This window comes from Sphingomonas sp. Sphisp66 (assembly GCF_047324325.1).
Taxonomy (GTDB): domain Bacteria; phylum Pseudomonadota; class Alphaproteobacteria; order Sphingomonadales; family Sphingomonadaceae; genus Sphingomonas.
Map to the genome: position 1 here is coordinate 4,834,335 of NZ_CP168508.1, position 12,919 is coordinate 4,847,253.

11 protein-coding genes are annotated in these 12,919 nt (G+C 67.7%); 3 read left to right on the top strand and 8 right to left on the bottom strand.

The window, feature by feature from the left end; all coding sequences use genetic code 11:
* Positions 1-47: 47 nt before the first annotated feature.
* The 4 genes from ACEN8G_RS22375 to ACEN8G_RS22390 all read right to left on the bottom strand — a co-directional run bounded on the left by ACEN8G_RS22375 (position 48) and on the right by ACEN8G_RS22390 (position 3,973).
* On the bottom strand, positions 48-1,604 hold the full coding sequence (locus ACEN8G_RS22375) for a methyl-accepting chemotaxis protein (protein WP_413415156.1): 1,557 nt from the start codon (positions 1,602-1,604) through the stop codon (positions 48-50).
* Positions 1,601-1,888: a hypothetical protein gene (locus ACEN8G_RS22380; protein WP_413415155.1), complete on the bottom strand. Its 288-nt coding sequence runs from the start codon at positions 1,886-1,888 to the stop codon at positions 1,601-1,603. The genes ACEN8G_RS22375 and ACEN8G_RS22380 overlap by 4 nt, the downstream gene beginning before the upstream one ends.
* A gap of 247 nt (positions 1,889-2,135) precedes the next feature.
* Complete coding sequence (locus ACEN8G_RS22385) at positions 2,136-2,942, bottom strand: LytR/AlgR family response regulator transcription factor (protein WP_413419301.1); 807 nt, start codon at positions 2,940-2,942, stop codon at positions 2,136-2,138.
* Positions 2,939-3,973: a sensor histidine kinase gene (locus tag ACEN8G_RS22390; RefSeq protein WP_413419303.1), complete on the bottom strand. Its 1,035-nt coding sequence runs from the start codon at positions 3,971-3,973 to the stop codon at positions 2,939-2,941. Before ACEN8G_RS22390 ends, ACEN8G_RS22385 begins: the two co-directional genes overlap by 4 nt.
* A 192-nt stretch (positions 3,974-4,165) precedes the next feature.
* Here ACEN8G_RS22390 and ACEN8G_RS22395 point away from each other — a divergent pair, with 192 nt between their 5' ends.
* A complete protein-coding gene (locus ACEN8G_RS22395; protein WP_307116325.1) occupies positions 4,166-4,744 on the top strand; it encodes an HD domain-containing protein in 579 nt (192 codons plus the stop codon).
* A 202-nt stretch (positions 4,745-4,946) separates the two neighbouring features.
* On the opposite strand, the gene ACEN8G_RS22400 is transcribed toward ACEN8G_RS22395, so the two are convergent.
* The gene (locus ACEN8G_RS22400; RefSeq protein WP_413416876.1) at positions 4,947-7,706 is read right to left on the bottom strand and encodes a TonB-dependent receptor; all 2,760 of its coding nucleotides are present in this window, start codon (positions 7,704-7,706) and stop codon (positions 4,947-4,949) included.
* 168 nt (positions 7,707-7,874) lie between these two features.
* Positions 7,875-10,004 (bottom strand): NAD-dependent DNA ligase LigA, encoded by a 2,130-nt coding sequence (gene ligA / locus ACEN8G_RS22405; RefSeq protein WP_413416878.1) that lies wholly within the window; start codon positions 10,002-10,004, stop codon positions 7,875-7,877.
* Between the two features lie 77 nt (positions 10,005-10,081).
* On the opposite strand from ligA, the gene ACEN8G_RS22410 reads away from it, so the two are divergent.
* A complete protein-coding gene (locus ACEN8G_RS22410) occupies positions 10,082-11,239 on the top strand; it encodes an MBL fold metallo-hydrolase (RefSeq protein WP_413416880.1) in 1,158 nt (385 codons plus the stop codon).
* A gap of 90 nt (positions 11,240-11,329) precedes the next feature.
* Complete coding sequence (locus tag ACEN8G_RS22415; protein ID WP_413416882.1) at positions 11,330-11,788, top strand: hypothetical protein; 459 nt, start codon at positions 11,330-11,332, stop codon at positions 11,786-11,788.
* Here ACEN8G_RS22415 and ACEN8G_RS22420 read toward each other — a convergent pair whose 3' ends face one another.
* Both ACEN8G_RS22420 and ACEN8G_RS22425 read right to left on the bottom strand, forming a co-directional pair.
* Positions 11,789-12,352, bottom strand: a complete 564-nt coding sequence (locus tag ACEN8G_RS22420; protein WP_413416884.1) for a DUF3617 domain-containing protein — start codon at positions 12,350-12,352, stop codon at positions 11,789-11,791.
* On the bottom strand, positions 12,349-12,918 hold the full coding sequence (locus ACEN8G_RS22425; protein WP_413416886.1) for a DUF3617 domain-containing protein: 570 nt from the start codon (positions 12,916-12,918) through the stop codon (positions 12,349-12,351). The genes ACEN8G_RS22420 and ACEN8G_RS22425 overlap by 4 nt, the downstream gene beginning before the upstream one ends.
* Position 12,919: the final 1 nt, after the last annotated feature.

Below are 12,919 nucleotides of genomic sequence, written 5' to 3' on the forward strand. Positions count from 1 at the left end.
GTGGGTCCCCGCTTTCGCGGGGGTGACGGGGTTTTGGTGCAGGGACCTTAGTGGAGCCGCGCGCCGGCCCGGGCGTGGCGTGGCGTGCGCGCCGTCACGGCATCGGCGACCTGGAACTGGGCGGCGCTGTCGGCCAGCACTTCGACCTCGTCGCTGAGCTTGCGCGCGGTGGCGGAGGTTTCCTCGACCATCGCGGCGTTCTGGCGGGTGGTGGCGTCCATCGTGCCGATCGCGCTGCTGATCCGGCCGATCGCGGCGGCCTGGGTCTGGTTGTCCTCGGCCATCGCGCCGAGCAGCTGGTGGACCTGGGCGACGTGCTCGGAGATGCTGCCGAGCGCGCCATCGACCTTGCCGACCGCGCCGACTGCGTTCTGGATGTCGCCCTGGGTGACGGTGAGCTGCTCGCGGGCGCGCTTGGCCTCCTCCTCGGCGCGCATCGCGAGCGCCGAGACGAGGTCGGCGACCACCGCGAAGCCGCGGCCGGCCTCGCCGGCACGACCGGCTTCGACCGCGGCGTTCATCGCGAGGACGCGGGTCTGGAAGGCGATCTTGTCGAGCCCTTCGATCACGTCGTCGATACCCCGGGCGCTGTCCGACACCCGGCCCATCGCGCTGACGACCTCGTCGGCGACGCTGCGGCTCTCGCGCACGGTGAGGATCGCCTCGTCCGCACGGGCGACGACGCCGTCGGCGCTGACTGCGATCGCCTTGAGGCGATGATCCATCTGGCCGATCGCCTCGCTGGTCTGCTCGAGGCTGTGGGCGGTGCTCTCGGTGCGGCGGGCCAGGTCCTCCGAGGCGGCGGCGATCTCGCTCGAGGCGAGGCGGATCGCCTCGGTGCCCATGCCGACCGAGCCGATCAGCTTGCTGAGGCTGGCCACCGCCTGGGTGAAATCGGCTTCGAGCGCGGCATAGGCGGCGGGCAGGCGCCCGGCGATGCCGCTGCGCAGATCGCCTTGGGCAAGCGCGGCGAGGCTGGCGCTGACGGTCTCGATGACGGTGGTGAGCTCGGCCTCGTGGCGGGCGCGTTCGCGCGCGGTCTGCACCTCGATCTCGGCGCGCTGGCGGGTCTGGACGTTGAGCGCGTCGATCAGGCCCGCGAGCCGGGCGGAAAGGAAGACGAGCGCGCCGGTCTCGGCGATCAGGATCACCGCATGGAGCAGGATGCGGCCCAGGCCGCCGCCGTTGAGGAACACCCAGTCGGGGACCAGCATGCCGAGCCCGAGATGGTGGAGCGCGACCACGCCGGCGCCGGCGACGAGCGCGCGCCAGTCGCATAGCATCGCGGTGATGGCGAGGGCGGCGAAGAACAGCATGTGGAGATCGACCTGCCAGGGCTGGCCCTGGAATACGAACAGCATCACCGCGGGCTGGGCGACCATCGTCATGGTCACGATCATGCGGGTGGCGGCATCGGTGCGGCCGTTCAGCGTGAGCCAGATCGGCCAGGCAGGCAACGCCAGTGCGAGGAACAGCGCCGCGCCTTCGTTGCCCACTTCGGTGAAGAAGGTGCCGGCGACGGTGGCGAGCGCCATCACGCCCATCAGCGCGGCGAGCAGCTTCATGCCGACGCGGCGCATCGCATCGAGGGACAATTCGGTCATTGCTGAGGTTCCATCTGGAATTCGCCGCAGATCTGCGGGGAGATGCTGACGAGGATCATGCCGCTGTGGAGCGCGGCCGGGAGCAGGCGCGCGCGATCGCCGTCGACGAAGCGCGAGCGGGGAAGCGGGCCGACGCCGCCCAGCGTCGCGCCGGCTTGGTCGCCCACTGCCTCCACGGTGGCGGCGCTGGCGGGATAGAGCGGCACGAGCAGCATCGTGCCGCGCACCGGCGGGGCGAAGACGAGCAGGCCGGGGGCGAGCAGCAGCGTCACCTGGCACGCCATCGCGATCGACAGGCGGGGGCGCAGCGTGGTGGACGCAGAAGGAGCGGGGGCCGGGGGCACCCATCATTATAGGAAGCGGAGGTGCGCCGGGGGGCGGGGCTTGGGGACTCTACGGAGGGGTTTAGGCCCTTTCCCATCGGGGGGAGGGAAGGGGCATGGACTATGCCGCCATGCCCTTCGCTATCGATTCAGGGACACACTGCCCCTCTCCCCGGCCCTCTCCCCGGAGGGGAGAGGGAGAAGGGGGTTAGTGCACGAAACGGGCGACTACGTCCCGGTACGAGCGGCTGACTTTCACCTGGGCACCCGAATCGAGCACCAGGAAGCATTCGCCATTGGTGTGCGGCTTGACCTGGCGGACCAGGTCGAGATTGACGATGGTCGAGCGGTGAACGCGCTGGAAGCGGCGCGGATCGAGCCGCTTTTCCAGATCCTTCATCGTCTCGCGCAGGATCAGCGTGTTGTCGCCGGTATAGATGCACATGTAGTCGCCGGCCGCGTCGATCCGCTCGATCGTGTCGACGTCGACGCGGAAGATCTGGCCGCGATCCTTGATGTTGATCAGCTTCTCGAAGCGGCTCGATGCCATCTCGCCTTCGACGGACGAGGCGGCGATCTCGTCGGCCGCATCGGGGGCGACTTCGGCGAGCACTTCCTTGAGCTTCTCGATCTCCTCCACGCCGCGCTTCTCGCTCAGGCGCTGGCGCACCCGGTCGAGCGTGTCGGCGAGCCGGGCGGGTTCGACCGGCTTCATCAGATAGTCCATCGCCTGCGCCTCGAAGGCGCGGATCGCGTGATCGCTGTATGCGGTCACGAACACGAACAGCGGCGGTTCGACTTCCATCAGACCCTGGACGACGGAGAACCCGTCGAAGCCGGGCATCTGGATGTCGAGGAATACAAGGTCGGGTTTGTGGGTCTTGATCGAACGGATCGCCTCGCGTCCGTTCGAGCATTTGTCGATGATCTCGACATCTTCATGTTCCTGGAGCCTCAGCTCGAGTCCCTGAATTGCAAGGGATTCGTCGTCTACCAGGATGGTCCGAATGGTCATGCGGCCTCTCGATTAGGTTCCTCGATCTGGAACGGTATCTCGATCTCAACGCTGAACCCCTTCCCTGGGTCCGAACGCGTCTCAAATCGATGGTCAGGCCCGTAAGCCTGGGCCAACCGCTCCTTGATATTGGCGAGCCCCACGCCGGTTGAAAGGGTCGGCCGCTGCTTGACTTCGATCAATCCCGGACCCGTATCGGATACGGCGATCTGCACTCGTTCTCCGGCGAGCCGAGCGGAGACGGTGATATCGGCGCCCTCTTCCTGGGGCGTGACGGCATATTTGATGGCGTTCTCGACGAGCGGCTGGAGCAGCAGCGACGGCAGCCGTGCCTTGGTGACGCGCTCGTCGATCTCGAAATGGGTGCGCAGGCGATCGTCGAAGCGCATCTTCTCGATCTCGAGATAGAGCTTCAGCGTCTCCGCCTCCTGCTGGAGCGTGACGTGCGCGGTCGGCTCGTTGGCCAGCGTGTAGCGGAGGAACGAGCTGAGGCGGGAGAGCATGATGTTCGCGCGCTCGGTCTGCTTGAGCAGCACCAGCGTGGAGATCGAGTTGAGCGTGTTGAACAGGAAATGCGGGTTGAGCTGGTAGCGCAGCATCGCCAGCTGGGCCTGACTGGCCTGCATCTCCAGCGCCTGCATCTGGTCGATCTGGTCCTCGACGACGAGGTAGAAGTTGACCGCGAAATAGAGCGCCGACCAGCCGGCGAGCACGGTGAAGTTGATGAACACCGTGCCGGTGACCAGCGACAGCGTTATCCCCGGCGTGCCGCGGACGAACGAATAGGTGAAGGCGTCGAGCATCGCGTAGATCGTGGTGGCGATGCCGAGCGTGGCCAGGGTCAGCAGGATCGACGGGACGCGCGGCAGCTTGCGATAGGTGCGGTAGAGCGCCGAGAGCAGCAGCGTCAGGCAATAGCCGATGATCGTCTCGACGATGCCGGCGATCGCGCTCTGGATCGGCTGCGAGTTCGAGATCACCGAGACGGTGCGCAGGAGCAGATAGCCGGTCCAGCCGCCGGCCTGCAGCATCCAGAAGGCGCGGTTCTTGTCCTCGAAGAACGGGCGCGACAGCGCGGCCGGCGGCTTCGACGGCTGCGCGAGGAAGGGGGATCTGGGGTCCAGGGTAGCCACGACCTGCCTCTAACACCGCTGACAGGCGGGGGCAAAGAGGGGTAGGATCGCAAGGGCCGGCGGCAGACCGGTGGCGAGAGGGAGAGCGAGATGGAAACCGGCGGCGAGCGGGCGAAATTCCATGCGATGGCCGAAGGCACGGCCGAGGACTGGGCGATCATCGGCGGCGCGTTCCGCGGCTTTGCGGCCGGGCTGCCCGACCGGGTCCTCACTCATCTCCGGCTGCTCGACGGCGATTTCGGCGGCTTCGCGATCGACCGGCTCCAGCATTCGCTGCAGACCGCGACCCGCGCGCACCGCGACGGGCGGGGCGAGGATTATGTGGTGATGGCGCTGCTCCACGACATCGGCGACACGCTGGGGAGCTACAACCATCCGGAGATCGCCGCGGCGATCCTCAGACCCTTCGTCAGCGAGGAGCTGCACTGGATCGCCGACAAGCACGGCGCCTTCCAGGGCTATTATTTCTTCCATCATCTGGGGATGGACCGCGACATCCGCGAAGGGTTCCGCGGGCATCCGCATTTCGAGGCCTGCGCGGAGTTTTGCGAGAAGTACGACCAGGCGGCGTTCGACCCGGCCTATGACAGCGCGCCGCTCGACTTCTTCGAGCCGATGGTCCGCCGGGTGTTCGCGCGGCCGATCAACAGCATCTACGCGAAGGCGTAGATTTGTTGACGCTGCGCTGAGCCTCGGCGCCAGCCCGCTCCCCCACCCGGCCACCCATATGATACTGCCGTTGGGTGGCCGGGTGGGGGAGCGGGCTGGTGCCGCCTCGCGGCGTGAGCGGCGTAAATAAGCGCCCCCAAACGAAAACCGCCCCCCCCGTTTCCCCGGGCGGCGGCTTCGTCTTGCCCTATCGGCGTTGGGCTTAGAAGCCCACCACCAGCGTACCGATGACGGTGCGCGGATAGCCGATCTGGGTGTTCAGCGCCGAGCCGTAGCCGGTGATCGCACCCTGGGCATTGTAGGTCGGGCCCTGGTTCAGCGAACCGTTGCCGCTGTTCATCGAGCCGACCCAATACTCGTTGAACAGGTTGCGGACGTTGACCTGGAAATAGGTCTTCTTGTTGAGACCCGCCCAGGTGAGATCGACACGGGCGTTGAGGTCCACCAGCGTGTAGGACGGGGTCTTCGCCGGGAAGATCTCCCAGGTCTGCACGGCACCATTGACGGTCAGCGCCTGACGGGCCGGCTCGTTGGTGTCGTACAGGTAGCGCGGACCGGTGCGCTTCACGTCGACGCCGAACGACACCGGCGCGAGATCGACCGTGGCGCCGCCGCCGAACATGTAGACCGGCGCGTTCGACTCACGCTTGCCCTTGGTGGGAGCGTAGACGATCGTGCCGACCGGGCCGAGCGGGCCAGCGGCGGTGGTGCGGAACGCCTCGACGTTGTTCTGGATCTCCGAGTGGAGATACGAACCGAAGGCATAGACGCTCAGCTCACGCATGGGCTGATAGGTCACGCTACCGTCGAAGCCGTACTTCTTCACGGTGCCGAGGTTACGATACACCGAACGGTCCAGCTCGGGGTCGTAGGACGAAGCCAGGCGGTTCTTGTAGTTGGTGTACCAGCCGCCGAACTGCGCCTGCAGCGTCGACGAGCGGTAACGGAGACCGAGGTCGAAGTTGTCGGTGGTTTCCGGCTTCGGCGAAGCGCGCTCGGAGTTCGCCGGGAAGTAGAACGAGTTGTACAGGTTGTCCGTGCCCGGGACCTGGATGCCCTGCGAATAGTTGCCGAAGACATCGACCTGCGGGGTCAGCGACCAGGTGTAGCCGACGTTCGGGAGCAGCTTCTTGTAGTTCAGGATGCGCTGCTGCGCGCCCTGGGTCGGGAAGGTGCAGACGCCGGCGACGCAGGTCGCGCCCGCAGCAGCCGCCGCGCTCGCCACCACCGTCTGGGTCGGGTTGGCCGCGAGCCAGGCTGCGCCGGCCGCCGTGTCGTCGCCATAGCATTCGACGAAGCCGGCAGCGCTCGAGGTGGCGCAGTAGTTGGTCAGGTTGCGACGGAAGAACTTCGCGGCCAGGCCGGCATTGATCTTGATCGCGCCGTCGAAGAACTCGCCGCGATACTCGATCGCGCCCTGCTGCAGGATCGCATAGGAGAGACGGTCACGCTTCTGGAGCGCACGGCCGTTCACGTCGAGGATCGGATCGTTGACCGGGAAGACGTCGTACGGCTTGCCGTTCAGCTGCAGGAAGCCGGTCTCACCGGTCTGACGGTGACGGGCACGGTCATAGGTGTAGGCGAGACGGATCGTCTGATCCGGCGACAGATCGTAGCGCAGCGACGTGGTGAGGCTGATGCGGTGCGTCTGGGTCTGGCTCGGCGCCAGCACGCGGATCGTGTCGAGCGTGTCGCCGTCACCGTTCAGGTCGCGGCCGAAATAGGGCGTGCCGCCCCAATAGCCCGGCTGGCAGCTGACGGTCGCGCTGTTGGCGGTGGTGTTGCAGTTCGCGTTGCCGCCGGTCGGGTTGACGTCGCGGCGCGCTTCCTGGCCGACGACGGTGCCGCCGCCATTGGCCTTCACATACTGGTACGACGGATCGACCGTGAGGACGAGGCCGTCCGCCAGGGTGAAGCGCGACGAGCCGCGGATGTTGCCGGTGTTCGACGGGTTGAAGCGCTCGTCGAAGATCGAGCCGCAGGTGTTCGCCGTGTCGGCGACGCCGGCGCGGGCCACCGTATTGATGGTGCAGGCCGGGACGTTGTAGAACGCCTCGTCACGGTTCAGCGGGAAGCGGTCGCTCGAGTTCGGGCCGACGTTGCGCGGGGTGGTGGTGACCACCTGGTTCGGGGCAGTGCCGGTGACCGAACGCTGCACGGTGTCCCAACGCAGCGGAACCGAGCCCTGGAAGTTGTTGCGGTTCTCGTTCCAGTTGCCGGCGATCGACAGGAAGTCGCCATTGTCGCCCAGCGGCTGATAGATGCGGGCGTTGTACTGGTCCTTGTTGACCCGCGCGTTGCGGTTCCAAGGCTGATAGTTCTCGGCGTGGCTGGCCGCGAAGAAGGCGCGGGTGCCGAACGAGGTGAACTCGCCGGTGTCGACCATGCCGAAGGTGCGGAAGAAGCCGAACTGGCCGACCGAGCCGACCAGCTTGACGCCGAAGTCACGGCCCGGGAGGCGGGTGCGGTAGTTGACGGTCGAACCGGTCGCAGCGGCGGTCGGCGAGTCGACGTCGGTGGTGCCGAGGTTGACGTTGACCTGCTCGATCAGCTCCGGATCCATCTGCTGGTTCGAATAGATCGCATAGTTACCCGAGTCGTTCAGCGGAACGCCGTCAAAGGTCTGCGAGATACGCGAAGCGTCGAAGCCGCGGATGTTCATCGAGCCGCCCGACGAACCGAACGCGTCGTTGTTCTGGAAGCTGACGCCCGGCAGCTGGTTGATCAGGTCGTTGACCGTGGCGCCCGGTGCCTGGCGCTCGATGAATTCCTGGGTGAGGACGCCCTTGGCCTTCGAAGTGTCCGGAACGATGATGCCGTTCACGCCATTGTCGGCACGCGAGCCGGTCACGACGATTTCGGTTTCGCCCTCGAAGTCCTGCGTGCCGGTCGACTGCGCGAACGCGGCCCCCGGAACCATCAGCGCGGCAAAAGCCACGCCCGCAAAAAGCTTGGTGCGCATTGGAGGTGTTTCCCTTTCGGTGTGTGCTTGTCGTCTGCACTGACGCGGTGTGGTTCACCGTCGCCGCCGCCCATGCGATTAATTTATGTCGGTCCTGTGACAGTCAATCCGAGTCAGGATGGGCAGCGCTGTTAATCCACGATTCAGGATTGTTGCGTTGCAAAAAAGTCACTTAGTGTTTCCGACGATTTGCAGCCAATCGCTCTCCGTAATTACGCGAATTCCGAGATCCGCGGCCTTTTTGAGCTTCGAGCCGGCGCCCGGCCCGGCAATGACCAGATCGGTCTTCGCCGACACCGATCCCGCGACTCGGGCGCCCAGCGACTCGGCCTGCGCCTTGGCCTCGTCGCGACTCAGCGCCTCCAGCGTGCCGGTGAAAACCAGCGTCTTTCCCGAGACTTCCGATTCGCGCGTCTCGACGATGAAGGGCGGCGGCGCGACTTCGCCGAGCAGGTCTTCCCACACCGCGCGATTGTGGGGCTCGTGGAAGAAGTCGGCCAGCGCCTGGCCGACCGCGCCGCCGACATTCTCGACGCCGATATGCTCGGCGACTGCCTTGTCGAGCCGGGCGCGGTGTTTCGTCTCGGTCTCACCGATCTGTGGCGGCGTTGCATCGCGCATCGCGATGATCTCGTCGGCCAGCGTCTGGAGTGCCGGCAATGTTGCATAGCGTTTCAGCAGGTCTCGCGCGGTGATCGCGCCGATATGGCGGATGCCGAGGCCGAACAGCAGGCGCGCGGCATCGGGCGCGCGCTTGGCCTCGATCGCGGCGACCAGTGCATCGACCGATTTCTCCTGCCAGCCCTCGCGCCCGAGCAGCTCCTCGCGGTGCGCGGCGAGGCGGAAGATGTCGGCCGGCTCGGCGATCCAGCCGAGATCGAGAAACTCGGCCAGCGTCTTCTCGCCCAGCCCCTCGATGTCGAGCGCGCCGCGGCTGACGAAATGCTTGAGCCGCTCGAGCCGCTGGGCCGGGCAGATCAGCCCGCCGGTGCAGCGGATATCGACCTCGCCTTCCTCGGCCACCGCCTCGGACTGGCAGATCGGGCAGTGCGTCGGGAAGGCCCAGGGATCGCGGGCCTCGTCGCGGGTGAGGTTCTCGACGATCTGCGGGATCACGTCGCCGGCACGCTGGAGGACGACGCGGTCGCCGGGGCGCACGCCGAGCCGGGCGATCTCATCGGCATTGTGCAGCGTCGCGTTCGTGACGACGACGCCGCCGACGGTGACCGGCTCGAGCCGGGCCACGGGCGTGAGCTTGCCGGTGCGGCCGACCTGGATGTCGATCGCGCGCAGCGTGGTCTGGGCGCGCTCGGCCGGGAATTTGTGCGCCATGCCCCAGCGCGGAAAACGGCCCACGAAGCCGAGCCGGCTCTGCCAGTCGAGCCGGTCGACCTTGTAGACGACGCCGTCGATGTCGAAGGGCAGGTCGGCGCGGACCGCCTCGATCTTGCGGTACTGGGCCAGCGCCGCGTCGAGATCGACGGGCCCCACGAACAGGTCGGAGACCGGGAAGCCCATCGCCTGGATCGCGTGGATCACGTCCACCTGGGTCTCGCCCGGCAGCGCGGTGACCTCGCCCCAGCCCCAGGCCCAGAAGCGCAGCGGACGCGACGCGGTGACCGCGGCATCCTTCTGGCGCAGCGAGCCGGCGGCGGCGTTGCGCGGATTGGCGAACTGGCGGGCTTCCTTGCCGCTCTCCTCGGCTTCGGCGAGCAGCCGGGCATTGAGTGCGGCGAAATCGTCCTTCGCCATGTACACCTCGCCGCGCACCTCGAAGATATCGGGCGCGCCGGCGATCTCCTCGGGGATGTCCTTGATCGTCCGGACATTGGCGGTCACGTCCTCGCCGATCTGGCCGTCGCCGCGAGTGAGCGCCTGGACGAGCTTGCCGCTCACATAGCGCAGCGAGCAGGACAGGCCGTCGATCTTGGGCTCGGCGGTGAGCGCGACCGGCTCGGCATCGCCCAGCGCGAGGAAGCGGCGGACGCGGCCGAGGAAGTCGGTCACGTCCTCGTCGCTGAACGCATTGTCGAGGCTGAACATCGGCCGGGCATGGGCGATCTTGGCGAGCCGGCCCGACGGCGCCGAGCCGACCAGCTTCGACGGCGAATCGGCGCGGACGAGATCGGGGAAGGCCGCCTCGATCGCGGTGTTGCGCCGCATCAGCGCATCATAGTCCGCGTCGCTAATCTCGGGCGCGTCCTCGGCATGATAGAGGCGGTTGTGGTGCGCGATCTCGGCGGCGAGCTTCTCGAGCTCGGCAGCGGCCTGTTCCGGAGTCTGGGGGAGCGGATCCATGGCGCCGGGTTAGGCTGGGGGCGGCTCGACGATCAAGCGTCTTGAAGCGGTGCGGGCGCGTAACGACATTGTCGGTAATGCGCCTGGTCCGGATCGTTCTTGCCGTCTTGCTCTGGGCCGTCGTCGTGCTGTGCCTGGTCGCGACGGCCGCGCCCTTCTTCCTCGATCGCGTCTATTATCGCGGGCCGGTCTCCGGCCATTTCGACGGAACGCGCTTCTTCAATCCCGATGGCGACGCGCTCGATATCTCCGCCACGCGCCGCAACCGGCTGCTCTGGCAGCAGGTGTTCGGCGACCCGACCCGACCGGCGTGGCCCGAGCGGGTCGCGGTGACGCCGGGCAAGCCGCCGGCGCGCGTCGAGGGTGGCGCGATGCGTGTCACCTGGATCGGCCATGCCACGGTGCTGGTGCAGGCCGACGGGGTGAACATCCTCACCGATCCGGTGTGGAGCGACACGGTCGGCCCGTTCGGCTTCGGCCCGCGGCGCGTGGCGGAGCCGGGCGTGCGCTTCGAGGACCTGCCCAGGATCGACCTCGTTCTGGTCAGCCACAACCACTATGATCATATGGACCTGCCGACGCTCAGGCGGCTCTCGGAGCGCGACCATCCGCTGGTCGTCACGTCACTTGGCAATGACCGCGTGATCGCCGGCGCCGGCGTGGCGTCGCGCGCGCTCGACTGGGGCCAGCGGATCGTGTTGCGCTCGGGCGTGGCCGTGACGGTGACGCGCAGCCATCACTGGGGCAGCCGCTGGTTCGCCGATCGCAGCCGGGCGCTGTGGTCGAGCTTCGTCGTGCAGCTGCCGCACGGCAATTTCTTCTTCGCCGGCGATACCGGGCTGGGCGACGGCAAATGGCCTGCCGAGGCGGCGGCGCTGGGGTCGGTCCGCTTTGCCGCCATCCCGATCGGTGCCTTCCGCTTCGAGGAAGGGCAGATGGCGAGCGGCAGCCATATCGGGCCGCCGGATGCGATCCGGGTGTGGGACGGGCTTGGCCGGCCGGAAGCGCTGGCGGTGCACTGGGGCACCTTCCGCCTGTCGCGCGAAGGCTATGCGACGCCGCCGGCGATGCTGCGTGGGATGCTGCGCTGTGCCGGCGAGGATCCGGCGCGCTTCGCCGCGCACCGGATCGGCGAGACCTTCGCCGTGCCCGCGCTTGGCGCGGCACCGCCGCCGCCTGACTATCCCGGGCTCGACGCCTGTATCCGAGACCGGCGGTTCGCCGCGCTGCGCTGATGCGCCGAAACGAGCCGGCGCCTCGCTCCCAGACGCTTGTCGGGACTCGCTCGCGCGGTTTATCCTGCGCGGAATCGGGAGGGGTCCCCTGTGAACGACAGCGCGAAAGCTGCGCAACGCTATGACACGTCCATCGACCGGGCCGGGCTCGCGCTCGGCGCGGGCAGCGCCTTTGCCGGGCTGATCGTGCTCGTGCTGCTGCTGCTCGGCGGCAAGCGCGATCCGCTGAGCCTGGTGAGCGGCTGGCTGATCGGCAGCCTGATCGCCGGGATCGCGATCACCGCGGTGGGCGGGCCGCTCTGGCTGGTGATGCATGTCGCCGGGCTGCGCCGCGCGCGCCATGCGGCCCTGGTCGGTGCGATCACTGCGCTCGCTGTCTTCGTCGGCGCGCAGACCTATGGCTTCGGGCTGTTCGAAATGCCGCCGATGGACAATCGCGCGCTGCTGTTCCGCTGGATCAGCGCGCTCGCCTCGAGTGGGATCCTCGCGCTGTTCGCGGCGGGGACGGCCACGCTGATGTGGCGGATCGCCTATCGCCCCGAGGCCTGACTATTCCGCGCATTTCCCGGTACGGTGGCCGCTCAGCGCCATAGTCATCTTCGCCCGCTGCGCCGGATCGGCTGGCTGCTGGTCGATGTCGAGGCGGATCGCGAAATTCTCGGCGGTGTAGCTGCCGGAGACCGCGACATCGACCCTGGCGCCCGGCTCGCTGCCCTTGCAGCTGAGCTGGCCGTCGAACTGGCCGCCGCCCATCGTCAGGCGCTGATAATGGCAATCGCTGCCGAGCATCTCGAAGACCGCCGCCGGCTCGGGCGCGGCGAGATCGGTGCCTTTATGACAGACGCTCTCGGTCTTGTGCATCGCCTTGGCCGCCGCGACCTTGGCGTCGCGATCGGGGCCCGGGGCCATGCCGGGCAGCTCGAACGCCGAGATCGCGATCGTGCGGTCCCACTGGCCCATGTGCATCGGGCCGCCGGGCTTCGCCTTGGCATAGGCGGCGGCGACCTGCTCTGAGGTCGCATCGGTCAGGCTGAAGCCGTCGCCGGCCTGGCCCGCGCCGGTGAGCAGCACCAGCGCGGCGGCGGCGCCGAACGGGGCCAGGCGGCGGATCATGCCTTGCACTCGCCGATGCGCTTGCCGGTGACGCGGAAGGTCATCGAGGTTTCCTTGGTCTGGCCGGTGACGGTCTGGCTCTGCTTCATCGTCAGGTCATAGGCGGCCGGGGTCTGGGTGCCCGTGATCGATACGCGCGACTTGCCGAGCGGCGTGTCGCAATCCATCGCCGCATCGACCTTGCCGCCGGCGGTGACATATTTGGCGAAGCGGCAGGACTTGGCCATCGCCGGGAATTTCGAGACGTCGAGCGGCTTGCCGTCGCGCTCGGTGCGGCAGCCGCGCTGCGTCTGCGGGGGCTTGCCGACCTGCGCCTTGAGCGGGGCGACCTGCGCCTCGGGGGCGCCGCCGGGCTCGAAGCCGGTCAGCTGCATCGTCTCTTCCCACATGCCGGGCTGGCTCGGCGCCTTGCTGTCAGCCGCGGCGCTCTGCTTGGCGACTTCCTCCATCGATGCGTTCTCGAGCCGGACCTCCCCGGTCCTGCGCGCGCTCTCCTCGGTCGAGGGCCCCTGATTGCAGGCGGCGAGCGGGAGCAATGCTCCGGCGGCGAGAATCGTCAGACGCATG

Bases quoted from the DNA above. Each gene is read 5' to 3' on its own strand.
- ACEN8G_RS22375 (WP_413415156.1), bottom strand. From the start codon at position 1,604: ATGACCGAATTGTCCCTCGATGCGATGCGCCGCGTCGGCATGAAGCTG.
- ACEN8G_RS22380 (WP_413415155.1), bottom strand. From the start codon at position 1,888: ATGGCGTGCCAGGTGACGCTGCTGCTCGCCCCCGGCCTGCTCGTCTTC.
- ACEN8G_RS22385 (WP_413419301.1), bottom strand. From the start codon at position 2,942: ATGACCATTCGGACCATCCTGGTAGACGACGAATCCCTTGCAATTCAG.
- ACEN8G_RS22390 (WP_413419303.1), bottom strand. From the start codon at position 3,973: ATGCTGCAGGCCGGCGGCTGGACCGGCTATCTGCTCCTGCGCACCGTC.
- ACEN8G_RS22395 (WP_307116325.1), top strand. From the start codon at position 4,166: ATGGAAACCGGCGGCGAGCGGGCGAAATTCCATGCGATGGCCGAAGGC.
- ACEN8G_RS22400 (WP_413416876.1), bottom strand. From the start codon at position 7,706: ATGCGCACCAAGCTTTTTGCGGGCGTGGCTTTTGCCGCGCTGATGGTT.
- ligA (WP_413416878.1), bottom strand. From the start codon at position 10,004: ATGGATCCGCTCCCCCAGACTCCGGAACAGGCCGCTGCCGAGCTCGAG.
- ACEN8G_RS22410 (WP_413416880.1), top strand. From the start codon at position 10,082: ATGCGCCTGGTCCGGATCGTTCTTGCCGTCTTGCTCTGGGCCGTCGTC.
- ACEN8G_RS22420 (WP_413416884.1), bottom strand. From the start codon at position 12,352: ATGATCCGCCGCCTGGCCCCGTTCGGCGCCGCCGCCGCGCTGGTGCTG.
- ACEN8G_RS22425 (WP_413416886.1), bottom strand. From the start codon at position 12,918: ATGCGTCTGACGATTCTCGCCGCCGGAGCATTGCTCCCGCTCGCCGCC.